The following is a 23,093-nucleotide window of genomic DNA, read 5'->3' as shown; positions in this document are numbered from 1 at the left end:
TCCCCGTTGTCATTAAGACGTACTCCGCTACCGGTATTGATCGTCGTTACCAGCTCATCGATAGCGTCCTGTACATTACCGGAGCTCAGTCCGCTGTTGGTGTTGTCATAAACACTGGTATTGGCATTGGTATTGATCACCACATTATCACCGTCCTGGTTGACGATCGTATAGGTACCATCTCCATTATCCGTGATCGCAGAGCGGGTAGCATCGATAACAATCACATCGCCGTCTACCGAGGTATGCGTATAGGTTCCGTTGTCGTTATCTACAAGAACATCGCTCTTGCCATCGATAACTTTGATGATCTCGTTGTAAATATCCCCCTGGTTAACAATGTTATCCGCTACATCGCTGATGACATTAAGAGTAACCGTGTCACCACTTTTGTTGACAATCGTATAGGTCCCGTCACCGTTATCTGTTACCGTTGTCGTATTTCCGTCAAATGTTACAGGCGTGCCTTCTTCATTAATATACGTAAATGTACCATCGGCATTATCTGTCAGTGTAGTTACCGTTTCATTGCCCCGTACAATCTCCTGGATATTGATCACCTGTGTGGTGCCGTTATCATCCAGGTATGTAAACTGGTCGCCGTCATAGTACACATTACCACCCACATTCTTGATCAGGTTGGTAATTTCATTAAGGACGTTTTCATTCTGTACGATCTCCTCGAACCGGTTGATCACATCCGCAGGTACATTGATCGTGGTCGCCGTACCATCTTCGGAAGTATAGGTATAGGTGCCATCCTGGTTATTGAACAGTGTCGTTACCGTTTCATTGGCCCGTACAATTTCCTGGATATTGATCACCTGCGTGGTGCCGTTATCATCCAGGTATGTAAACCGGTCGCCGTCGTAGTACACATTACCACCCACATTCTTGATCAGGTTGGTAATTTCATTAACGACGTTTTCATTCTGTACGATCTCCTCGAACTGGTTGATCACATCAGCAGGTACATTGATCGTGGTCGCCGTACCATCTTCGGAAGTATAGGTATAGGTGCCATCCTGGTTATTGACCAGTGCCGTTACCGTTTCATTGGCCCGTACAATCTCCTGGATATTGATCACCTGTGTGGTGCCATTATCATCCAGGTATGTAAACTGGTCGCCGTCGTAGTACACATTACCGCCCACATTCTTGATCAGGTTGGTAATTTCATTAACGACGTTTTCATTCTGTACGATCTCCTCGAACTGGTTGATCACATCCGCAGGTACATTGATCGTGGTCGCCGTTCCGTCCTCAGAAGTATAGGTATAAGTACCATCCTGGTTATTGACCAGTGCCGTTACCGTTTCATTGGCCCGTACAATCTCCTGGATATTGATTACCTGTGTGGTGCCGTTATCATCCAGGTATGTAAACCGGTCGCCGTCGTAGTACACATTACCACCCACATTCTTGATCAGGTTGGTAATTTCATTAACGACGTTTTCATTCTGTACGATCTCCTCGAACCGGTTGATCACATCCGTAGGTACATTGATCGTGGTCGCCGTACCATCTTCGGAAGTATAGGTATAGGTGCCATCCTGGTTATTGACCAGTGTCGTTACCGTTTCTTTAGATTTAACATATTCTTCTGCATTGATGATCTGAGTATTCCCATCCTGATCGATATAAGTAAAATTATCACCGTCATAAAACACATTTCCTCCTATATTCCTGATCAGGTTGGTAATCTCATTAACTACACTTTTATCCTCGATGATCTCCTGAAACTGGTTGATCACATCTGCAGGTACATTGATCGTGGTCGCGGTTCCGTCCTCAGAAGTATAGGTATAGGTACCATCCTGGTTATTAACCAGTGTAGTTACCGTTTCATTGGCACGGACAATGTCCTCAAAATTGATAACCTGGGGTGTACCGGTAGCATCGATATAGGTCCATTGATTATTGATCGGATCATAGATAACAATATTATTCGGAAGATCAACTCCTGTTACATCCCCGGATGACATGACCCGGTACCATCTGTCTACATACCAGTAATAATACCCTGGTTTAAGATCTGAAGTATTAGCAGTATTAAATACCAACAAACTTTCGACATTGCCATTGGCTATGGTCGTAACATCCCGAACTCCTTTAAGGGGAATCCTGGGGATGAGTACTCCTCTGTCTTTGGCTACAACGTCTAACTGAGCTGAACTATCGGGCATAGGTGTTCCCACCCCAACCTGGGCGTACCCCGAAAAAATTACTGCCAGAAAAAAAACTAACGCGTAAAAATGTTTCATCATGCTTTGATTAATTAATTTATGAATTACAATCTGTCTATATATGGCTGTGAATAAATTCACATAGTATCTATATTCAATAATTCGGATATAACACCGGCGACTTCCGGGACTTAAAGAGAAGTGGTAGCAGAAACGGTTATAAAGCACAAATAAACAAGGCTATAACGCATTACCCTACCAGGTATAGCACACAATTTTTTTTTCATTTCCCCCTTATTAAATTCCCTAACAAACTTATCACGATACGCACGATGCGAATAATAGGGGGTTCCCTACTTTCGGTCAATGGAGCCTTTTTAACGATCAGTAGCACTATTATGTGGAAAGCGTAATTAAAACACTAAACAAAAAGACATAAGTCCTTGAAAAACATTTTATTACAAAAACAAAAAATCCTCCTGGCACCAAGGGCGCACATAGAGGATTTTTTAGGATTTCCAGGAATGTTATATTTATAGCATCACAGGAAAACTTTATTACGCAGTGCCCAGGCCAGTAAGGCACCGTATGATGAAGGTAAATCAAGCTTTTTTCTTACATTGGTCTTGATTTTTTCTACATTTTTTTCACTGCAAAAAAGCTCTTCTGCGATTTCGCGATTTGTTTTGCCTTCGATAAGTAAACGCAATATTTCCATTTCTCTGGCCGTAAGGCTATCCAGACCGGAAGTAGCTTTATCAACTTTCTCCCGCATAAACTCCGCAACATATTTTCTGCCGTGCGACAAGTTTTCCATACAGGCAAGAAGTTCTTCGAGGGTAATGTCTTTGGACAGGTATGCATCCGCTCCGGCTTCCATGGCTTCCTGATAATACTCTACACCACTGTGCATCGTCATTACAATAAAATTCGTATCCTTGTCATTTTTTCTTATGGCTCTCATCACTTCAATACCGTTCATTTTAGGCATCGTTATATCTATAAAAACCATGTCGGGCTGGTAGTGCCTGATTTTCTCCAAAGCGTCCCTCCCGTCTTCTGCTTCCGCTACAACAATCGTATCGGGTATCTGAGCTATTAAAAAACGAAGCCCTTGTCTGAGAATGGAATGGTCGTCGACGAGTAAAATTTTTATCATTTATATAGTATTTTTCTAAGCTATTCTTGCGACAAAGAATGTTTCATACCTTAACATCTGCAGACCATAAAGTTGACAACTAATACATAAAAAATCGCTTAACTTGAATATGTTTTCACAATCAATGGATAAAAAGATCGCAAAAAACGATGAAAAGCACATTTTGAGACTAAAAATAACATTCGAACACAAATTGGTGGTATCGAACACTTTCAATGGTTCCACAGAAAGAAATAAAACCGCAATTTTCGGGTTTTATTCGCACACCTCTATTCCTATTTTTGTACGTACTAACACCATAACCTTATGGATTCGCAACACGAAATTGATTTCAACAGAATTGAAAGGGCCATTACCTATATCCGCGAAAATTTCCGGGAACAACCTTCTCTTGAGGATATTGCGGAATGGGTTCATCTCAGTCCCTATCACTTTCAGAAGATGTTTAAAGCCTGGGCAGGAGTGAGTCCGAAAAAATTCTTGCAATTCACGACCATCGGATATGCAAAAAAAATGCTTCGGGAAAAAAGCATCCCTCTTCCGGATGTGGTGCATAATACGGGACTTTCGGGAACGGGAAGACTACACGATCTGTTTATAACCATAGAAGGAATGACCCCGGCAGAATACCGTGATGGCGGCAGCAGGCTCACCATAAATTACAGCTTTACCGATACTCCTTTTGGTCGTATCCTGATCGCATCTACCCCCAAGGGAATCTGTTATCTCGTTTTTTCGGATCATGAAGTTGTAAGTCTGCAGGACCTGTACAATGAGTTTCCGGAAGCCATTTTTCGGTCAAAAACAGATGTTATGCAAGAAAGTGCAAAGCATTTCTTTTCTGGTCATGGAAAACCGCAACGCCCCGTAAACCTTCATATCAAAGGCACGGGGTTTCAGCTTAAGATATGGGAAGCTTTGTTGAGCATACCCGAAGGTGCCCTCTCCAGTTATGAAACAATTGCGCATAAGGCAGGAAAGAAAAAGGCAGCCCGTGCAGCGGGTAATGCTATTGGGAAAAATCCTGTAGCCATTCTCATCCCGTGCCACAGGGTTATACGTGCATCCGGGATGACGGGCGGATATCGTTGGGGTAATAATCGCAAAATAGCGATCATAGGTTGGGAAGCCGCACATAAAAACAACACCCCATGATCCATACGGTGTACTATGCCATTCCACAGATAAAACGCCCAATGTAAGGCCAATATTTACGGAACATATATCCGCAAAGAAAAAGTATCTTTGTACAAACACTAAATACACCGAAACGATGTCTGAAGCAACCCATGCTGTTATTTTTGACATGGACGGGGTCCTTATAGATTCTGAACCCGCCTGGAAAAAGGCGGAATATGAAGTATTTACTGCCCTGGGAGTAGCGGTAACCTCAGAACTTTCGGCAACTACCGCAGCCATGACGACGACAGAGGTCACCCGGTTCTGGTACGACAGGATGCCATGGAAAGGAAAATCACTTTATGATGTAGAGCATGAAGTCATTGACAGTGTCGGCCGCTTCATCACGGAAAAAGGAAAACCTATGTCCGGAATAACAGAGGTCCTGGAGATTTTCAGCAAGAACAACTTCCGGATCGGACTGGCCACAAACTCTCCTTACCGCTTGATTCCGTTAGTCCTCGAAAAATCGGGCATTAAGGCGTATTTTGACGCCGTGTCCTCTTCGGAACATGAAACCATGGGAAAACCACATCCTGCCGTGTACCTCTCCACCGCGCGAAAACTGGGAATTCCTCCGCCCAATTGTATCGTCTTTGAAGATTCGGCACATGGCGTTATAGCCGGAAAAAATGCCGGGATGAAAACCGTGGCCATCCCTTCACCTGCACAATACGATCTCGACACTTTCAATGAAGCTGATCTGAAACTAAAAACTCTTTCCGATTTCAGCGAGGAACACCTCCGTGTCCTTCTCGAATATTAAGCTTAATATCGTAATAAATACTCCTGTCTTTCATCCTATTATAAATAGTATTACAATTATTTCCCCATTACCCTCTTCCATGGGATAAATAGCTGAAAGATCGCAAACCGAGCGATATCTCTCTTTTATATTTTTTATATTCAGGACATATTGTCGATATATATATACAAAAAATATTATTTCTAAAAATTTAATAAAAGAGATACATTTTAATAACTCACAGCATTTTATAATCTGTTTTTTAATCTTTTTATTCAATAATACTACCTAATGTTCAAAAATAAAAATCATATTTTTTGCAGCATTAAAGAGAATAATATTAAATTTGAGAGCATGAAAACCGATATAAAATCAACCGAACGAAGAAATTTTATTAAATCGGCATCCCTGGCTTCTGCAGGGTTGCTTGGTTTTAGTACCCTGCAAACCGTAACAGCGGCCACGAATGAGACCTTGAAACCTCTGCTTCCCCGGAAACTTACTGTGCTTTTTCAGGGAGATTCGATAACGGACGCAGGAAGAGATCGCGGACATTACTATCCTAATGATGCCAAAGGAATGGGGCTGGGATATGTCTTTAATATTGTAAGCCACATTATGGCTCAGCATCCGGATACGGACTGGGCTATGTACAATCGCGGGATAAGCGGAAACAAAGTATATCAACTCGCCGATCGCTGGAACGACGATTGCATGCAACTGCAACCCGATGTATTGAGTATCCTGATCGGTGTTAATGATTTCTGGCATAAGCTGAATGGTAATTACAACGGAACTCCGGCGATTTACGAAAAAGATCTCCGGGCACTGCTCGACCGGACTCTAAAACAGTATCCGGATGTAAAACTGGTTCTGGGACAACCTTTCGCCGTGAAAGGAGGAACAGCAATTACAGAAAAATGGTTCCCCGAGTTCAATGCTTATCAGAAAGCTGCCGAAAAAATTGCTAAAGATTACGATGCCGTATGGATTCCGTATCAGGAAGTCTTTGACAATGCGCTGAAAAAAGCACCGGCATCCTATTGGTGCCCGGACGGCGTACACCCCTCCATTCCAGGAGCTTTTCTCATGGCCGAAGCCTGGATACAAGGATTTAATACTCTTTTTGAGATCTAAGATATCTAAGAAAAACCAACCAAGACTTTTTATAGTCTTTAATTACCCCGGTGTGCTACATCGGGGTAATTTTTTATGCTACCTCTCCATAAAAAAACCGCCTGCTAAAGGTTTCGGCAGGCGGTCGGGTTTATTTTTTTATCCGTTACGGATTTCGTATCAGAGTGTTTTGGCATTTTTTACTTTCTCCGAAGTAAGCGCCTGTTTTAACACTTCGCTCATATCACTTACATAATGGAAAGTCAACCCCTTCAGGTATTCGGGTTTTATCTCTTCGATATCTTTCCGGTTTTCTTCACAAAGTAATATTTCTTTGATACGGGCTCTTTTCGCTGCCAGTATTTTTTCTTTGATCCCTCCTACCGGAAGCACTTTACCACGCAGGGTTATTTCTCCGGTCATGGCCATACTCTTTTTCACCTTACGCTGTGTAAATAACGAAACGAGCGAGGTAAGCATGGTGATCCCCGCACTCGGTCCGTCTTTTGGAGTAGCCCCCTCCGGAACGTGGATGTGCACATTGTATTTCTCGAAGATCTCCGGATCGATACCGAGTTCTCCGGCATTGGCTTTTATGTACTCCATGGCTATGGTAGCGGACTCTTTCATCACTTTACCGAGGTTCCCCGTAATCGTGAGATTTCCTTTTCCTCTGGAGAGGATCGACTCTATAAACAGGATATCTCCTCCTACACTGGTCCAGGCCAGACCGGTTACTACCCCTGCCACGTCATTATTCTCATACTTATCCCTTTCCATCCGTGCGGGACCAAGAACTTTCTCGATATCATCCAGCGAAACCTTTACCTGGTATTCTTCTTCCATGGCGATAGACTTGGCTGCAAAACGAACCATTTTGGCTATTTGTTTTTCGAGTCCCCGAACACCGGATTCTCTCGTATAGCCTTCCACGATCTTTTCCAGACCTTTTTTGTTGATCTTGAGATCTTCGGAAGTAAGCCCGTGTTCCTTGAGTTGTTTCGGAAGCAGGTGTCTTTTGGCGATTTCCACCTTCTCTTCGATCGTATATCCGGTGACATTTATCACTTCCATCCTGTCGCGCAATGCCGGTTGTATAGTACCGAGGTTATTGGCCGTGGCAATAAACATGACCTTGGAAAGATCGTAACCAAGTTCCAGAAAGTTATCGTAAAACGACGTATTCTGTTCCGGGTCAAGCACTTCCAGCATGGCCGAAGATGGATCTCCGTTATGACTGGAAGTCAGTTTGTCTATTTCGTCGAGAACAAAAACCGGGTTGGAAGTTCCCGCTTTTTTAAGAGACTGAATAATCCTCCCGGGCATGGCCCCGATATAGGTTTTACGATGTCCCCTGATCTCCGCCTCATCGCGCAATCCTCCCAAAGATATACGCACGTATTCCCTGCCCAGGGCCTCGGCTATGGATTTTCCCAGGGAAGTCTTACCTACTCCGGGAGGTCCGTAGAGACACAAAATAGGCGATTTCATATCGTTACGCAGTTTCAATACCGCCAGATACTCGATAATGCGTCGTTTTACCTCATCGAGTCCGTATTGATCCCTGTCCAGAATACGTTCTGCCCGTTTCAAATCAAACTTATCTTTGGAATAGGTCCCCCAGGGTAATTCCAGGACCAGGTCCAGGTAATTCCGCTGTATGGAATATTCGGCCACCTGAGGGTTCATTCGCTGGAGCTTGGCAAGTTCCTTTTCGAAATGCTCCTTCACCTTGTCATCCCACTTCTTCCCTTTGGCCTTTTCGCGCATTTCCTCGATCTCTTCCTCATAGGATACACCGCCCAGCTCTTCCTGGATCGTCTTCATTTGCTGATGGAGAAAATACTCACGTTGTTGCTGATCCATATCGTGACGGACCTTGGACTGAATATCGATCTTCAGTTCGAGCTTCTGGAATTCCACATTCAGGAATTTTAACGTAGCCAGGGCACGCTCCCGAAGGTTATTCATTTCCAGCAGTTCCTGCTTCTCTTTCACGCTCAGGTTCATGTTGGACGATACGAAATTGATCAGAAACGAACCGCTTTCGATATTCTTAATCGCAAAAGATGCTTCCGAAGGAATATTGGGACTGTTTTTTATAATCTGAAGCGAAAGCTCTTTGATCGATTCGATAATCGCTGTAAACTCCGGATTTTCCCGCTCGGGTCTGACTTCCTCCACTTCCTTGACCCTGGCCCTCATGTAAGGCTCCGTTGTTATGATCTCATCGATCTCAAAACGCTTTTTCCCCTGTATGATAACGGTGGTGTTTCCATCCGGCATCTGAAGCACACGAAGAATCCGTGCCACAGTTCCCAGGGTATTCACGTCTTCTACAGCCGGGTTTTCCACTTCTTCATCCTTCTGAGAAACTACGCCGATCACCTTATCGCCGTTATTAGCATCCTTGATCAGCCGAATGGATTTGTCTCTTCCGGCCGTTATAGGTATTACAACTCCCGGAAATAATACCGTATTGCGTAAAGGCAATATGGGAAGTTCTTCGGGAAGTTCTTCTTTGTTGATTTCTTCTTCGTCTTCCGGGGTCATTAACGGGATAAGCTCCGCGTCTTCATCAACACCCTGAAATGACAAACTGTCCATATTTAAAAACTTTGATTTAGCCATATATTTTCTGTGAGTCATTCTGTCACTACAACAGTTTTCGAATAAATAGTTATTATTTAATAACGCTCTAAAAATCAATAAACAAACATTTAAGCCCGTGTATAAGCTACAGGTATATCGCAATAGTTATGCCAACTCCCCTTGCCTGAAGTTTAAATAGAATTAGCTGTCCGCTGCGACATTTTTATCTTTTTAGCGCATTTGCATTTTTAAGGCAAAAAACGACAAATATCCGAAAAAAATATGATAATTCATTAATTTCACGTAAATTAGATAAGAACCATCTACACTTCATTAACCTAAAAAACAGCGCATTATGAAAAATTTTATCTATGCTTTTATCATGGTGTTCCTGGCCACGGTATTCTTAGCGATGACCCATGGCCCCGGTGCTGAAAAAGATACTCCGCAATCACTCGAAGGGGTGTGGGAGTTGGTGAATTACTACACGTATGAAGCTAATAACGTTCTGGATAGTTTTCCCAATGCCGAAGGTTACAGGCAGGTAAAAATCTATCAGGACGGAAAAGTAATGTGGAGCCGAAGGGTCCCGCAAGACTCTACGCAATGGTACGGCTACGGAAAATATATGGCCAACGATACCAGTCTTACGGAAACCCTCGAATACGGTTCGGCCAGCATGATGAGGATTATTGATACGTCCCGGGTATTTTCATTCGAATTGCAGCAGGGAAAAGACTGGTTCCGGCAAATCAGTATCAATGAAGACGGAAACCGTACTTTTTCGGAAAATTATATCAGAATACGTTAACCCTCTACAAACATCTCCCGCATCCGTGTTACGGCAACGCCGGAAGATGAAAGACAGATCGTATGCTTGTGTACCGTGGCACGGATGTTTTTTTTACTATTCATCATTGTTATCTTTTCTCTTCCGTTCGGGAAATACTTTGGCACGACAGGAAAAACAAAAAACCGAAGGCCTAAGCAGGGAAAGTGTATTGCGCTTCGGACTTCGGTATTCCTTCAATCTAAAGGTTTGAAACCGGGGTATTGGGAAATAGGTCAGACGAAACCCCGGTTTGCGAAGAGTCAGGTTAAGTTCAAAAAAGAAATTATTTAGATACTACGTATTTTTTACAGCTGTTATTCGCTCAGTGCCTCTATAGGCAGCTGGCTGTACAGGTAAACCCCTTCGTATAGTGTAGCCTGTAATTGTATGGTTGTCACAGTGTAAATAGAGGTATTCGACAAATTGCCTATCCTCTTTTCTCCCCTTACATTCACACTGGTGCCGAATTCCGGGAACCCGGGAAACACTTCTCCTTCTTCCATATAGGCATCCAGAATCAATGCATCGGTAGCGGCATTATACACTTTGGCTACTGTTCCTATCAGCTCCTGCCCTGTTTCTTCTCCTGCCGTTTCGAGTTCGGGAATAGTAAAGAATACCGAAAAATTATCGGGTTGTATTTCGGGGAGTGTGTATAACGGTTTTTCGGTCATAGCCTGGTTATATATTCCAAGAGGGTTAAGACCGGTATTATACACTCCATATACGTCCAGTTTAAGTCTTTTTCCTTCCAGTAAATCAGCATCTTTTATGAAATTTATAAATCTTACCTTGCGATATCCTTCCGGGGCCGGTACTTTGTCTTCTTCTGTTAGCGGAGCCATCGGTATCAATATGCCTTCTTCGGTATAAAATGCCGTAATATTGATTTCTTCCCCGAATACCGCGATCCGCGTGCTATCCAGCAAAACCTTATCATCAGCAGTCTTTCTGATCTCAATCTTAAGTTCGGAGCCGTCCGGATAATATTCTCTTGGTTTCAGCGAGTCTCCGTTTATAAAAAAATACAGTTCGTTTTGATTATCACCTATGATATTAAAATTATTTCCGAGCACGGTTACATAAGTTTCTTCGGTTACGGGATCTCCTTCGGTATCGCATCCGCATACCGCCAGAAATAAGGTTATCATCAACAGCACACACACAACGGTCTTTCTGCTGTTGTATTGGGTAAAGTTCATTGTCATATCATTTATTTTATCAGATTGCTCCATATAACCTGTAATATATTAAAAGAAGTACGGTGAAAAGCACCGTACTTCCTCCTATTATTTAAGTTCTCGTTTGGTTTGTGTTAGTAAGGGTTATTATTGGGTTGATAAGAAGCCCAGTTGTCATCCCATCGCGCACCTATGGAAGGACCGAAAGCTCCTTTATAAGACACCGGTGTGAAACCGGATAATCCGGTGAAACTCGCACCGTAGGCAAGTGCAGGAGGCACAGTTCCTATACGGTAATCAGGAGATGTCGCACTGTACGGAGCCACCAGATCCATAAAATTAGGATTGCTGGAACTTGTCGTATTACCACTGTAATTGGTTTTGCTCGTAGCCGTAGCAGGCATTATAACTCCTCCCGCGGTAGCGTAAGAATGAATCAGGTTGTCTTTAAACTCGGCAGTTCCTCCGCTGTTCAGCTTATTTTCTACAGCCGTACCATCAAACAATACCCCTCTGTCATCGTATCCGGCTATAATGGAATTGCGGAAGACAAAAGAAGTATTCCTTCTCCAGCGGTTACCATTCAGTGTAGGGCCTGCAGAAGAAGCATTTCCCATACCGAGAATAGTAAAGTTAGAAAGTACGGGGCGCGTAATCGGTGTTGCACTGCTTCCGCTTCCGTCGTTGTCACATTCTATTCCGTTAGGGTCACTGGAAAAAGGCACTCCCGGAACTTTCTGAGATACAGCAAACTGTATTTGACCGGTGTATCCGAAATCGAAATCGAAGTCATCATCGGCATTCCCGAAAGCGATCAGGTTTTTGGCATTGACAGTTCCTCCGAAGAACTCAAAGCCGTCATCCTGTCCGTAAGACACTTGTATGTTTTCCAGGATTGTTCCGTTTCCGACACCACCAAGAGTAAGACCGTTGATCTCATTTCCGCCACCGAGGTCCCTTCCGGCATACTCTATACGCACATAGCGTAAAATACCGGCATCATTAGCGGTATTCGAACCGCCATAACTTACACTGATACCACTGGGAATATCGGCGGGCAGTATACCTTCTATTTCCTGGCTATTGGGCTTGTTTGTAGGAGCATTTCCCAGGAGTATCACTCCCCCGAAATCTCCAGGTTGTCTGCTCCCTACAGGTTTATCGGATGTAAACACGATAGATTCGGCAGCATTATTACCATCGGCAACCAGTCTTGCACCCCTGGTCACCAGAAGGTAAGAAGCACTACCGGAAGTAGGTGTGGATTTTCCTTTGACAAGCGTATTTTTCTGAACGGTCAATGTCACTCCGGGAGCCACAAAGGTAGGTCCGTCAATAAACCATACCTTATCATTGGTCAGGGTTGTATTGGAACTTATAACACCGGATATAGTCCCGGTAGCGGAAGGCCAGCTTCTACCGTCTATACCTACCGAAAGCGTAGCAAATTCGGCATTAAGGCTCGGGTCGTTCTCCTCGACCATGTCTTCATTGGAGCAGCTTGTCAGCATTACAGCTGCAAGCATAGCAAGTAAGCTAAATTTGGTTTTCATCAGATTTAATTTTTTACGGTTGTTGTTTATGATTACTTAAAATAATAGGCTTTAAAAAGTGTACTTGAATGTAATATTGAAGCTTCTTAACCGATCGTACCTGCGCCGAACCAGGTCGTAACGCGAATCGTAACTTTTTCCGCTGGGATCGTGTTGCGGTACGGCAAGTTTGCGTCCTCCGTCATCGGAATTCTCCACATAATCCACTCTGGGATTTTTCGTTTCCGAATCGATATTATTCATGTATCGTATAACCGGATCATTGAGTATATCCGCAAGGTTCAACCGGATCTCTGCACGGTTTTCTTTGAGAAAAGCATAACGAAACTGAAGGTCCAACACATTTCTCGGTTTTTCATATTCGTCATAAAACGGTTCTCCGGCAGGGAGAATAATCCGGGGACCAACCCGATTGTACGTAGCGGTAAGACCAAAGTGTTTACCCGTATACTGCAACCCCCCGTTAATGATATAGGGCGATTGCCCATAAAGTGGTCTGTTGTCCTCTACTACCGCTTCTCTGTAAACAGGATTACCTTCCTCATCGGTCTCTCCTGTGTCTACAGGAACATCCTCCCTGTCGTAATAAATCTTAGACCATATAAAAGACGCGTTACCAAACAGGTAAAGATTTTCCCCGAAAGTGGTTTGCAAAAACCCGAAAGATTTTCTGAAATCTATCTCTACCCCGTAATTGGTTGCCCTGTCGAGGTTAAAATATCCGGCTTTTAGTGCAGTCGTAACATTTTGGGCGGATTGAAGAACCTGAAGTTCTATGGGTTTGTCAAAACTCTTGTAAAACCCTGCAACGGAAAAAGATTCATTGGCCGTAGGATAATATTCCCACCGTAACTCCAGGTTATCTATCGTTGTTTGTTCCAGGAGTTTTTCTTCTCCGCCACTAACCAGACTATACCCGGATAGTATCAGGGTTCTCAGGTTATAATCGAAATAACTGTAATTGCCCAATTCGGTAAATTCGGGTCTGGCCAGCGACATAAAATACCCGGTACGAAGGTTCATTTTAGGGGTAAGTTCATAGATCAGGTTGGCTGAGGGCAGGAAATTTGTTCTCCGAAAAGTATAAGCATCCGTTTCCGTGCTGTTATCAATTCCTGCTCCGTCCACATCATCTAATGTCCTGATCCCTGTTTCGGTTTTCATCGTATTGTCTTCCAGGCGTACCCCCCCTGAAAAATGAAGTTTCCCGGTAAAGTAAGTGTCCAGCATCAGGAAAACAGCATGTAATCCCTGGGTACCTTTAAACCCGTTACTGAATCCTTTCACCGATGCATCAGATCCGGAAGATATCGGACGATAATACAGATACTCGTTATCGAAAGCCTCCTGGTTTATGACCTCATAGAGCGGTAAACCTACAAACTCGTCTCTCCGCGCGGCCCATTCTCCATAAGCCAGCACGGCATACCTGGACTGATCGAAGTCCACATCCCGGATACTTCCCGAATATCCCGTAACCAGCTTGTTTTTACTATGGGTTACAGAAAGGGGCAATTCCAGGTTGAATCCCATGGTATAGCGTTTTTCCTGATATTTACTGTAATAATCGTAGAGCGGATCATCCAGGGTCCTGAATTTCACGTACTGGTACGGCGGATGGGACTTTCGGAATTCCTGTGCAATCAGTTCCCGGTCAGCGGAATCATAGAACAAATTTTCATTGACGCCTTCAATCTGAAGGTTATTGGGCTGGTTGCGGGTGTAATTGGCTATTCCGATATTCCACTTGAATTTATATGCATTAGGAGCATCCGTGGTATGCTCGCCGTTCAGTACACTCTGCCCGAAACTATTGACTACCCGCTCTTCCGTAATCCCTGTTTTTGGCTGTCCTACGTAAAGGTTAATCCCATTATAAACAGTATTTTCCGTTTCCAGTTTTTGATAAAAAGTATTTTTCAGGCTGATTTTCTGCGTCCCGAAAGCGTATGTTATATTAAAAATTCCTCCTGTTCTGCTGAGAAAATTATAACGATCTCCTCCTACGATTTCCCGCGTCCCCTGGGTTTCTTCATAATAGCCCTGTTTCGATTGCTCGTTCCGGTAAGTCAGTGCCGCAGTCATTCCCAACCGGTTATCATCGGACAGGCGAATGACTTTCCCCACACCAAGTGCGTAATTCTGGGTAGGTTGTTGCGTGTATCTATTCAGGCGAAAGCGGTTATTGCCCGGCATTTGTTTGGAAAGGGGCAATAAGGTTTCCGGTGAAAAATCAGCATTGTTGGAAAGTTCACCGGCAAGTGCCGGAAGTTTACTCCCGGACGTCATCAGCCCGAGGTAATCATTTTTGTAGCGGGGCAACGAATAAAAATCATTAAACGTATTCTCGTTACCTCCCGTTCCTACCTCGAGAGTTAAGAAATTTTTATTCGGAATTTCCAGCGTATTGATATTTACGTATCCGCCGGTAAACTCTCCCGGCAGTTCAGGACTGGCCGTTTTATGTACAATCACACTTTCTATGAGATTACTGGGAATGATATCAAAAGCATAATTTCTCCTGTTAGCTTCCGTACTGGGCATCAAGGCATTGTTCATCGCCACATTATTATACCGTTCCGACACCCCGCGAACCACCACATATTTATTATCCTGTACATGAAGCCCGGTCACTCTGGTCAATACCTGGGCTACGTCATTATCCGGGGTGCGTGCTATCTGTGCTGCAGTTATCCCGTCTATAGCAGTAACTTCATTTTTACGTATGGTATTCAACGCAGCAACATTGTTAACACGGCGGTCGTATTGTGCGGTGACAACAACTTCCTGAAGTGCCTCACTGGCAGGTTCCAGTATGACATCAAGAGTAGTCGTATTACCTGGGGTAATAACCACACCGGTTACCTCCTGGGTTTTAAATGATATATAACTGATCCTTACCGTGTACACCCCGGTGGGCAACAGTAAGTCGTAATCACCGTCAAAACCCGTAGAGATTCCCGTTCCTTTGTTTTCGATAATGATATTGGCTCCCGGAAGAGGTACCTGCCGATCATCGTAGACATGACCGTTCAATCGTCCTGTTTTTTGCCGCTGCCGGTCCCGGGTCCGGATAGAAATATTCTTCCCTTCTATATTGTACTCTATGGGTATCTGCCTGTTTACGTCGGCCAGAATATCGCGTATAGCCCTGTCCCGGATCTCCACAGGCCTGATTAAGATAACGTTGCCGAGCTGGGACTCGTCAAATAAAAAACTGTACGGAGTCTCTTCTATGAGTTTTTCTATAAACGCTTTAAGACTTTGTCCGGATTGCTGGACTTCAAAATGATTACTACGGGTAGTTTGGATACTTAGGATTAAGAAAAATAAAAGGCATACTTTTCCTGAATACCTGCTCGGAATTAAGCAGTATTCCTTAATTTTGGCTCTCATGTATTATACGTATGTATAGATTAGTTAATAATTATTGATTTTGATTTTCCGATCGATCGTTTTATTAAAATTCTTGCATACCATTCTGAAAAGCGTTGTGGGTAGCAACGCTTTTTTCCTGTATTGTTCAGTCTGTTTTTTTAATCCGGAACACACCGTCTTTCTGCTCCAGTATCATGTGATGTATAAATAATATTCTTCGTATGGCATCGGGGGGTGTCGTGTGGTGAAAGACTCCGGAAACGTGTTTTTCTTTATCTGCTTCGGACAACGTACTCATATCGATCTCAAGATGATGAATACGGGATATTCTGGTCAATGCTTCTTTCAACGTTGCCTGGTGAAAAATCAGTTGATCTCCTTTGTACAGATCTTCTCCGCTGTTCTTTATGAGACTTATCCCGGCATTATTATTGATCCTGTCAAAATTCAGTAGCTCTCCGGGGCGCATTTGTGCTATTTCCCGTTCTGTTTTTTCATCGTTCCACAATACCTGAACGGACCCTTCGGTAAGTACGATCTGTATTTTTTCCTCAAATTCATATGCCTTGATATTAAACATGGTACCGAGCACCTTAGTGGTAATATTACCGGTTTGTACACGAAAAGGCCTGGCCGTATCCCTGGTTACATCAAAATAAGCCTCTCCCCGCAACTTTATATGCCGTTCACGATCACCAAAAGTACTGGTATACCGGATAGAAGACCCGGGTTTCAGCCATATCTCTGTTCCATCGTTCAATTCAATTTTTTTGACCGTATCCCGGATGTTATTAATGATAGTCCATTCTTCATTCCCCGAAAAATCAAAGTGATAAAACAAGCTTCCCACAGATAACAATATCAGTAAAGAAGCAGCTACAAGCCAGGATTTTCCAGGGAAAGTACGTTTTGCATAAACCGGATGTATTTTTACCGGATTAAATACTGCTTCCCTGATATGTTCCGATTCCGCAGCAGGAATCCGGGCAGAAGACCGGGTCCATTCTGTTTGTAATACATCATCGGTCTCCGGTTCATGTTCAAGCAGAAACCGCTCAATCGTTTTTAATTCCGTGACAGAACATTTGCCCTGCCAGTATTTTTCTAATAATTTCGGATCCATAACGTGCTCTGTTCACTTGTAGAACGACGGAAAGCGCCCAGGGAAATGAAATTAAGGTTATGACGAAATAAAGTTAATGTTAAGATGAAAAAATATCCGGGCTACCGGGAGAAACAACATTCGGAGCAAATACCTCCTCTCCGAATAAAATAAGGGAAGCCTAATAACGGTACTTGCGTAATTCTTTCCTGAGAAACAGTTTTGCAGTTTCTATATTCGTCCTGATCGTAGTCACGGAGAGTTGTAAGGTATCGGCAATTTCCAACGGGGTCAGTTCCTCAAACTGGTATAAAGTATAAATATGCTGTAATCGTTGTGGTAATTTATCCAAAGCCCGGTTGACTGCGGTAAAAGCTTCCCCGCGGATCGCCACATCTTCTACCGTATCGGCAATAGTATATTGAAGATGACTGTTCTCTTCGATAGAGGTCAGTATAGCATTAATCCTGTTCTGTTTACGCATTTCATCCAGAAACGCATTTTTTACGGTGACATAGACCAGAGCTTCCGGATTCGGATGATTCCGGTATTTACCGATATGCTTCCATATCTTTATAAAAGAGGTCTGAACAACTTCCCTTGCTATATTTTCGTCTTTACTCAGAGCTTTTATAAAATTAAAAGCTTTACCATGAGTACTCTCAAAAAGATTTTTGAAAAATATATCGCTTCCGGCTGTCATTTATAGTGAAATTGCAGCTCTAAATTAGACATATAATCCAGTCTTTTCGTTCGGTAAGTGTTAATACAATGTTACCATTTAGCACTCATAAACAAATAGTTATACTATTCAATATACGTATCGGAAACCGGAAAGATCATACGGTTTTCTGTAATACGACCAGAAAAAAAAGGAATATCAATAGTATTGACTTGCCTGATTTTTTACAGATTCTTAACCTTATTTTCATTTTTATATTTTCACCTGCACCCCGGGGTTCTAACTTTCGAACCTCGGATCCCGGATGTAATCTTCTTTTCTCATTTTCACTACTTCAATACTTAAGAAACCGAATTCGTTAACTACTTTTCCGTACATACGGTATATCCCTTTCCCGTAAAATTTATTTTTCCTGGCTACGGGAGGAAAAATAACCACGTCAAATACCTCTCCGTAATGATCTATAAAAGTTCCGAAAAACATTTCGTCTCCCCGATGTGTTCTGGTCTTTTTCACAGCAACGAGATAACCGTAGATATCGATATATTTTCCCTCGGTGTACTTCAGGTCCTGTGCTCCCTTATTGCTCCTGGGGGTTTCCTGTAGCAGATCGAACGGGCTGCACAGGCAAAACCCGAGAAGTTCGAGCTGATCAAAGGCCGCTTCCGGTTTGCTCGTTTGCAGTACGGGGATTGCAAACTCTTTTTGCTGCGTCCGGAACAACCGGTATTGTTCTTCCTCGCCGGGCACAACACCTTGTCTCAAATGTGCCTGCCACAACAACTCATATTTATCGACACCTGTAAAACGAAATGCCCCGATCCGTATCAGTATAGCAAGTTGCTCCATTCCTACATAAACCCGGTCCATAAAGTCTTCCAGCGAAACAAAAGCACCGTTTTCATCTCTTTCCTGTAAGATACGATGACAGACCCGGTCTTCGAGGTCTTTGAGGTATCCGAACCCGAGGTAGATATTTTTTCCCGATATCCTGTTTTCCATACGGCTGTAATTCATACAGGGCACATGTATGGTGGCTCCGAGCATCCGGGCTTCGTGAATATAGATCTCCGGACGATAAAAACCTCCACCGTTATTGAGTACGGCTACCATAAACTCCAGGGGATAGTACGCCCTCAAAAACAGGCTTTGATAACTCTCTATCGCGTAAGAGGCCGAATGCCCTTTTGCAAAAGCATAGCCCGCAAAACTTTCGATCTGTTTCCAGACTTCCAAAATAAGGTGATCTTCATAGCCTTTCTGCCTGCAATTTGCCACAAACCTTTCTTCTACTTCCTGAAATTCGGCCCTCGACCGGAACTTTCCGCTCATTCCCCTTCGTAAAACATCGGCTTCGGCTAGGGAGAGCCCCGCAAAATGGTGTGCTACTTTGATCACGTCTTCCTGGTACACCATTACCCCGTAAGTCTCCGGCATGATCTTGAGCAATACCGGGTGTGCCTGCTTCACCCGGTCCGGGTCCTGGTGCCTCAATATATATTCGCGCATCATACCGCTCTTGGCTACTCCCGGCCGGATAATAGAACTGGCTGCGACCAGTCCGAGGTAATTATCCACCTGTAATTTTTGAAGCAGCATCCGCATGGCCGGCGACTCGACATAAAAACATCCCATACATTGTGCACTTTCCAGCATACTGTGTATCCTGTCGTCTTTTTTAAAACGATTGACATCATGGATATCCGGACGTTGGACTTCAGGACGGTTATATCCTATGATTTCCAGGGTCTCTTTGATTTTGGCCAGTCCGCGCTGACCGAGAATATCAAATTTATACAGCCCTACATCTTCTGCGATATGCATGTCAAACTGTACTGTAGCATACCCTTTAGGAGGTAAAAAAGTAGCCGAAAACGTATGCAACGGCACCTCACTGATAAGAATACCACTGGCATGTACACTGATATAATTGGGCATTCCTTCGAGAAGTTTACCGTATTTAAGCACGAGCCGGGAAGGTTCATCGAGCTCATAACTGTGATAATTCCCCGCACTGAGGCGGTCGATTTCCTCTTTGGGTAACCCGAATACCTTTCCCAGTTCCCGTACCACCCCTTTATAATTAAAGGTTACATACGTCCCCAGCAGGGCTACATGGGGAAATCGATCAAAAATATAGCGTGTAACATCATCCCGGTCACGCCAAGAGAAATCGATATCGAAATCGGGTGGGGTACTCCGGAAAAGATTGATAAAACGTTCAAAATAAAGGTCGAGTTCCAAAGGATCCACATCCGTAATTCCCAGCAAATACGCAATAATACTGTTAGCTCCGCTTCCCCTTCCTACGTGGAAATATCCCTTGCTTCGGGCATACGCCACAATATCGTAATTGATCAGGAAATACGAGATGAAATCTTTTTGTCTGATCAGTTCCAGTTCCCGGTACAGACGTTCCAGGGCCATTTTCTGATCATCGGGATAACGATAGCCGATGTTATTCATACAAAGCTCCAGCAAGTAAGCTTCATCTTTTTGCTTATTCCCCGTATAGGTTTGCTGATTCCTACTTTGTTTGGCTGCCGAGAAATCAAAAGATACGCAGCACCTTGTCATCAGGCTTACGGTATTTTCCAGGATAAACCGGTATTCGCCGAAAGCGTTATACAGATTCTCCGCAGGATACATTTTTTCATCTTCGGAAGCTGTTTCCCCTGCATCCAGTTTGCTTAACAGGGTGTTATTCGCAATGGCCCGAAGCAGCCTGTGCGCATTAAAATCGCTCTTGCTCCGGAAGGTTACGGGTTGCAGCACAACCAATTTGTCTGTCTTGTAACGGTATGGAGACAAAGGCAGCTTTCGCAGGTCCCGTACGGATATGCCGATATATTCGTCTTCCCGGAGTTCCTCCGGGCCGATTTCTGCTATCTTTTCCAGCGGATATATGATAAAGGCCCCCGGAATAACAGGCGCGCGCTTCGGAAAGTCCTTTTCTTCGTGCAGATGGTCCGACAAAAAGCTGTTAAGTGCCATATAGCCTTCATTAGTACCGGCGATCCCCACAAACTGCTGATCCGTACCGTTGCGGAAGTCCACCCCTACAATAGGCTTTATTCCGGCCTGTTCTGCCTTCCGGATAAAATTGAGACAGGCCGAAGTGTTGTTGATATCCGTAAGTCCAAGTTGTGTAATGTGGTTTTCCCTGGCCAGTTCCAGGAGTTCTGTTTCGGAAAAAGTACCGAAACGCATACTGTAATAGGTGTGGCAGTTTAAATACATTATTGCTTTCTATGTGCTAAAATGATTGGGGGTTGTCCGTTAAAAGGGTTAGTCATTCTCCCTATGGTCTTTACACCCAGGGACGAAGCCCGGGTTATGCTGCGGTCTCCGTACCGCAGTCGGATCTTATCCATAGCCTGATACAGTCGTATGGTTTCTTCGGTATCTTCGAAAAGATTGATCTGATAACTACCGTGTACCAGGTGACTGAACTTTATCCCGATCAGGCGAACAAGCAATCTCCGGTTGTATAACTGCCGGAACAATTCCAGGATATGAGGAATGAGAATATGGTCGGCACTGGTATATGGTATTTTTATCTGCCTGGAGTGCGTCTGAAAATCCGAATAACGGATCTTAACACTGACACAGGCTGTTAGTTTCTCTCCCCGGCGCAATTGAAAAGCCAGGTTTTCTGTCATGGCGGTAAGCAGTGAACGCAAGCGTTCCACATCTATGGTATCCCGGTCAAAAGTACGCTCCGCAGATATGGATTTTCGTTCCGAAAAAGGAATTACCGGGGTAGTATCTATACCGTTTGCCCGTTCCCGGATGGTCAGTCCGTTACGGCCAAGCACACGATACAGCATCTCCCCCGGTATCTCCTGCAAGGTTCCTAACTGTCTGATGCCAAGGTTTCGCAGCGTCAGATAGGTCTTGTCACCGATCATGGGAAGTTTCCTGATGGATAATGGGGCCAAAAAAGGTTTTTCCCGTCCGAGTTCTATACATATCTGGTTATTGGGCTTGGCTTCATTCGTAGCAACCTTGGATACTACCTTGTTTACAGAAAGCCCGAAAGATATCGGCAAACCGGTTTCGCGGATAATTTTCTGCCGGAGCTCGGAAGCATAGCGATAGGCTCCGAAAAAACGGTCCATGCCCGAAAGATCCGCATAAAATTCATCTATACTGGATTTTTCAAACAACGGTACATTTTCCCGGATCAGGTCGGTGACTCCCTCGGAATACCTGGTATATGTGGCGGCATCACCTTTGATAACCGTAGCACCGGGGCACAACGCTCTCGCCATTTTCATGGGCATGCCGCTGTGTATCCCGAAGGAACGGGTCTCATAACTGCAGGCAGCTACCACACCCCGGTCACTGAGACCTCCCACAAGTAAGGGGCGTCCATGGAGACGACTGTCCAGCAATCGCTCCACAGATACGAAAAACGTATCCAGATCCAAATGTAAAATCGTCCGGTCCATACACTCAGGAATTTCTCCAAAAGTATGGAATTTTTCCAAATAAAAGGAAATATTCCAAATATTTCCATAATTTTTCCAAATTAACCCTACATTTGCCTTATGTCTAAAAACTTGAATACCGAAATAAAGCGTTTTAAAATGCTTCGACAGGAGTTCGACATGACGCAGCAGGCTTTTGCTGAAGTTCTGGGAATCAAAAACTCCACAGCCGATATCGAAAGGGGAAAAACCCGGATTTCGGGAGAAGTGGTTGCCGCTTTACTCGAACATTTCGGTATCAACCCGCTATGGCTCTTCGGTAAAAGCGAACAAAAACACCTTCGCCCGGAAACAAAAAGCGTGCTGCCCAAAACCGTTACGCTGAATTCTTCCGGTAATGAAAATATCGTATTGGTCAATATCAAAGCCTCCGCAGGATACCCGCACAACCTTCAGGATCCGGAATGGTATGAAACCCTGCCCGCTTTCGACCTTCCCCTGCCCGAATACCGGAATGCCTCCTACCGCGGCTTCCAGGTAGAAGGTAACAGTATGTATCCCGTGCTGCACTCCGGGGAATGGGTCATTGCACGCGCAGAAGAAAAACTGTCCGACATCAAACCCGGGCGGATCTATGTCGTGGTACTCGCCGATACGGTAGTCGTCAAAAAAATAGCCGTAGCCGGAGAAAAAATCAGGCTCATCTCCATAAATCCGGAATACCCGGCTATCGAAACTCATCCCGGAGAGATCAGGGAAATATGGCAGGTTGTCAGTAAAATATCCGGACAACTGGCCCCTCCTCAGGACAACCTTGGGGCCTGGGCCGATGAAATCAGGTCCGAACTGAAAGAAATCCGGGAAAAACTATCATAAGCCGAAGCAGCCTCTACCGAAATTAACGTATTTTCTTAATAAATATACCCGTTATCCTTATTTTTGTAGCCAGCAAAAC

15 protein-coding genes are annotated in these 23,093 nt (G+C 44.0%); 5 read left to right on the top strand and 10 right to left on the bottom strand.

Annotation, left to right across the window (positions count from 1 at the left end; all coding sequences use genetic code 11):
- Together BT112_RS17000 and BT112_RS16995 are read right to left on the bottom strand one after the other, a co-directional pair.
- Nucleotides 1-2,267: beta strand repeat-containing protein (locus BT112_RS17000; protein WP_072318611.1), on the bottom strand; the 2,267-nt coding region annotated here is incomplete at its 3' end.
- Between the two features lie 460 nt (nt 2,268-2,727).
- Nucleotides 2,728-3,345 carry a response regulator gene (locus tag BT112_RS16995; RefSeq protein WP_072318609.1) on the bottom strand — a complete coding sequence of 206 codons (618 nt, stop codon included), beginning with the start codon at nt 3,343-3,345 and terminating at the stop codon, nt 2,728-2,730.
- Between the two features lie 306 nt (nt 3,346-3,651).
- Here BT112_RS16995 and BT112_RS16990 point away from each other — a divergent pair, with 306 nt between their 5' ends.
- The 3 genes from BT112_RS16990 (at nt 3,652) to BT112_RS16975 (ending at nt 6,406) form a co-directional block, all read left to right on the top strand.
- Nucleotides 3,652-4,500 (top strand): methylated-DNA--[protein]-cysteine S-methyltransferase, encoded by an 849-nt coding sequence (locus BT112_RS16990; RefSeq protein WP_072318607.1) that lies wholly within the window; start codon nt 3,652-3,654, stop codon nt 4,498-4,500.
- 118 nt (nt 4,501-4,618) lie between these two features.
- On the top strand, nt 4,619-5,290 hold the full coding sequence (hxpB, locus tag BT112_RS16985) for a hexitol phosphatase HxpB (RefSeq protein WP_072318606.1): 672 nt from the start codon (nt 4,619-4,621) through the stop codon (nt 5,288-5,290).
- 333 nt (nt 5,291-5,623) lie between these two features.
- Nucleotides 5,624-6,406 carry an SGNH/GDSL hydrolase family protein gene (locus tag BT112_RS16975; protein WP_072318616.1) on the top strand — a complete coding sequence of 261 codons (783 nt, stop codon included), beginning with the start codon at nt 5,624-5,626 and terminating at the stop codon, nt 6,404-6,406.
- A gap of 159 nt (nt 6,407-6,565) precedes the next feature.
- On the opposite strand, the gene lon is transcribed toward BT112_RS16975, so the two are convergent.
- Nucleotides 6,566-9,016 (bottom strand): endopeptidase La, encoded by a 2,451-nt coding sequence (gene lon, locus BT112_RS16970; protein WP_072318604.1) that lies wholly within the window; start codon nt 9,014-9,016, stop codon nt 6,566-6,568.
- Between the two features lie 316 nt (nt 9,017-9,332).
- Between lon and BT112_RS16965 the strand changes: the two genes are divergently transcribed.
- Nucleotides 9,333-9,788 carry a hypothetical protein gene (locus BT112_RS16965; protein ID WP_072318603.1) on the top strand — a complete coding sequence of 152 codons (456 nt, stop codon included), beginning with the start codon at nt 9,333-9,335 and terminating at the stop codon, nt 9,786-9,788.
- 335 nt (nt 9,789-10,123) lie between these two features.
- Here the strand turns inward: BT112_RS16965 and BT112_RS16955 are convergent, their stop codons facing one another.
- The 7 genes from BT112_RS16955 to BT112_RS16925 all read right to left on the bottom strand — a co-directional run bounded on the left by BT112_RS16955 (nt 10,124) and on the right by BT112_RS16925 (nt 22,159).
- Nucleotides 10,124-11,017 carry a hypothetical protein gene (locus BT112_RS16955; RefSeq protein WP_139276286.1) on the bottom strand — a complete coding sequence of 298 codons (894 nt, stop codon included), beginning with the start codon at nt 11,015-11,017 and terminating at the stop codon, nt 10,124-10,126.
- 107 nt (nt 11,018-11,124) lie between these two features.
- Nucleotides 11,125-12,543: a hypothetical protein gene (locus tag BT112_RS16950; RefSeq protein WP_072318598.1), complete on the bottom strand. Its 1,419-nt coding sequence runs from the start codon at nt 12,541-12,543 to the stop codon at nt 11,125-11,127.
- Nucleotides 12,544-12,594: 51 nt separating this feature from the next.
- Complete coding sequence (locus BT112_RS16945) at nt 12,595-15,939, bottom strand: TonB-dependent receptor (protein WP_072318596.1); 3,345 nt, start codon at nt 15,937-15,939, stop codon at nt 12,595-12,597.
- A gap of 127 nt (nt 15,940-16,066) precedes the next feature.
- Complete coding sequence (locus BT112_RS16940; RefSeq protein WP_072318594.1) at nt 16,067-17,044, bottom strand: FecR family protein; 978 nt, start codon at nt 17,042-17,044, stop codon at nt 16,067-16,069.
- 160 nt (nt 17,045-17,204) lie between these two features.
- A complete protein-coding gene (locus tag BT112_RS16935) occupies nt 17,205-17,726 on the bottom strand; it encodes an RNA polymerase sigma factor (RefSeq protein ID WP_072318592.1) in 522 nt (173 codons plus the stop codon).
- A gap of 258 nt (nt 17,727-17,984) precedes the next feature.
- Entirely contained in the window at nt 17,985-20,945 is a 2,961-nt protein-coding gene (locus tag BT112_RS16930; protein ID WP_072318591.1) for a DNA polymerase III subunit alpha, read from the bottom strand.
- Entirely contained in the window at nt 20,945-22,159 is a 1,215-nt protein-coding gene (locus tag BT112_RS16925) for a DNA polymerase Y family protein (protein ID WP_072318589.1), read from the bottom strand. The genes BT112_RS16930 and BT112_RS16925 overlap by 1 nt, the downstream gene beginning before the upstream one ends.
- Nucleotides 22,160-22,258: 99 nt before the next feature.
- Here BT112_RS16925 and BT112_RS16920 point away from each other — a divergent pair, with 99 nt between their 5' ends.
- The gene (locus tag BT112_RS16920) at nt 22,259-23,014 is read left to right on the top strand and encodes an XRE family transcriptional regulator (RefSeq protein WP_072318588.1); all 756 of its coding nucleotides are present in this window, start codon (nt 22,259-22,261) and stop codon (nt 23,012-23,014) included.
- Nucleotides 23,015-23,093: the final 79 nt, after the last annotated feature.

It is taken from the genome of Sinomicrobium oceani, from assembly GCF_900119185.1.
GTDB lineage: Bacteria > Bacteroidota > Bacteroidia > Flavobacteriales > Flavobacteriaceae > Sinomicrobium > Sinomicrobium oceani.
This window is presented reverse-complemented; position numbering and strand designations above follow the sequence as displayed.

Excerpts from the sequence above, each read along its gene's own strand:
- lon (WP_072318604.1), bottom strand. The coding sequence starts at position 9,016 with ATGGCTAAATCAAAGTTTTTAAATATGGACAGTTTGTCATTTCAGGGT.
- hxpB (WP_072318606.1), top strand. The coding sequence starts at position 4,619 with ATGTCTGAAGCAACCCATGCTGTTATTTTTGACATGGACGGGGTCCTT.
- BT112_RS16935 (WP_072318592.1), bottom strand. The coding sequence starts at position 17,726 with ATGACAGCCGGAAGCGATATATTTTTCAAAAATCTTTTTGAGAGTACT.
- BT112_RS16975 (WP_072318616.1), top strand. The coding sequence starts at position 5,624 with ATGAAAACCGATATAAAATCAACCGAACGAAGAAATTTTATTAAATCG.
- BT112_RS16930 (WP_072318591.1), bottom strand. The coding sequence starts at position 20,945 with ATGTATTTAAACTGCCACACCTATTACAGTATGCGTTTCGGTACTTTT.
- BT112_RS16990 (WP_072318607.1), top strand. The coding sequence starts at position 3,652 with ATGGATTCGCAACACGAAATTGATTTCAACAGAATTGAAAGGGCCATT.
- BT112_RS16995 (WP_072318609.1), bottom strand. The coding sequence starts at position 3,345 with ATGATAAAAATTTTACTCGTCGACGACCATTCCATTCTCAGACAAGGG.
- BT112_RS16940 (WP_072318594.1), bottom strand. The coding sequence starts at position 17,044 with ATGGATCCGAAATTATTAGAAAAATACTGGCAGGGCAAATGTTCTGTC.
- BT112_RS16955 (WP_139276286.1), bottom strand. The coding sequence starts at position 11,017 with ATGACAATGAACTTTACCCAATACAACAGCAGAAAGACCGTTGTGTGT.
- BT112_RS16965 (WP_072318603.1), top strand. The coding sequence starts at position 9,333 with ATGAAAAATTTTATCTATGCTTTTATCATGGTGTTCCTGGCCACGGTA.
- BT112_RS16945 (WP_072318596.1), bottom strand. The coding sequence starts at position 15,939 with ATGAGAGCCAAAATTAAGGAATACTGCTTAATTCCGAGCAGGTATTCA.
- BT112_RS16925 (WP_072318589.1), bottom strand. The coding sequence starts at position 22,159 with ATGGACCGGACGATTTTACATTTGGATCTGGATACGTTTTTCGTATCT.
- BT112_RS16920 (WP_072318588.1), top strand. The coding sequence starts at position 22,259 with ATGTCTAAAAACTTGAATACCGAAATAAAGCGTTTTAAAATGCTTCGA.
- BT112_RS16950 (WP_072318598.1), bottom strand. The coding sequence starts at position 12,543 with ATGAAAACCAAATTTAGCTTACTTGCTATGCTTGCAGCTGTAATGCTG.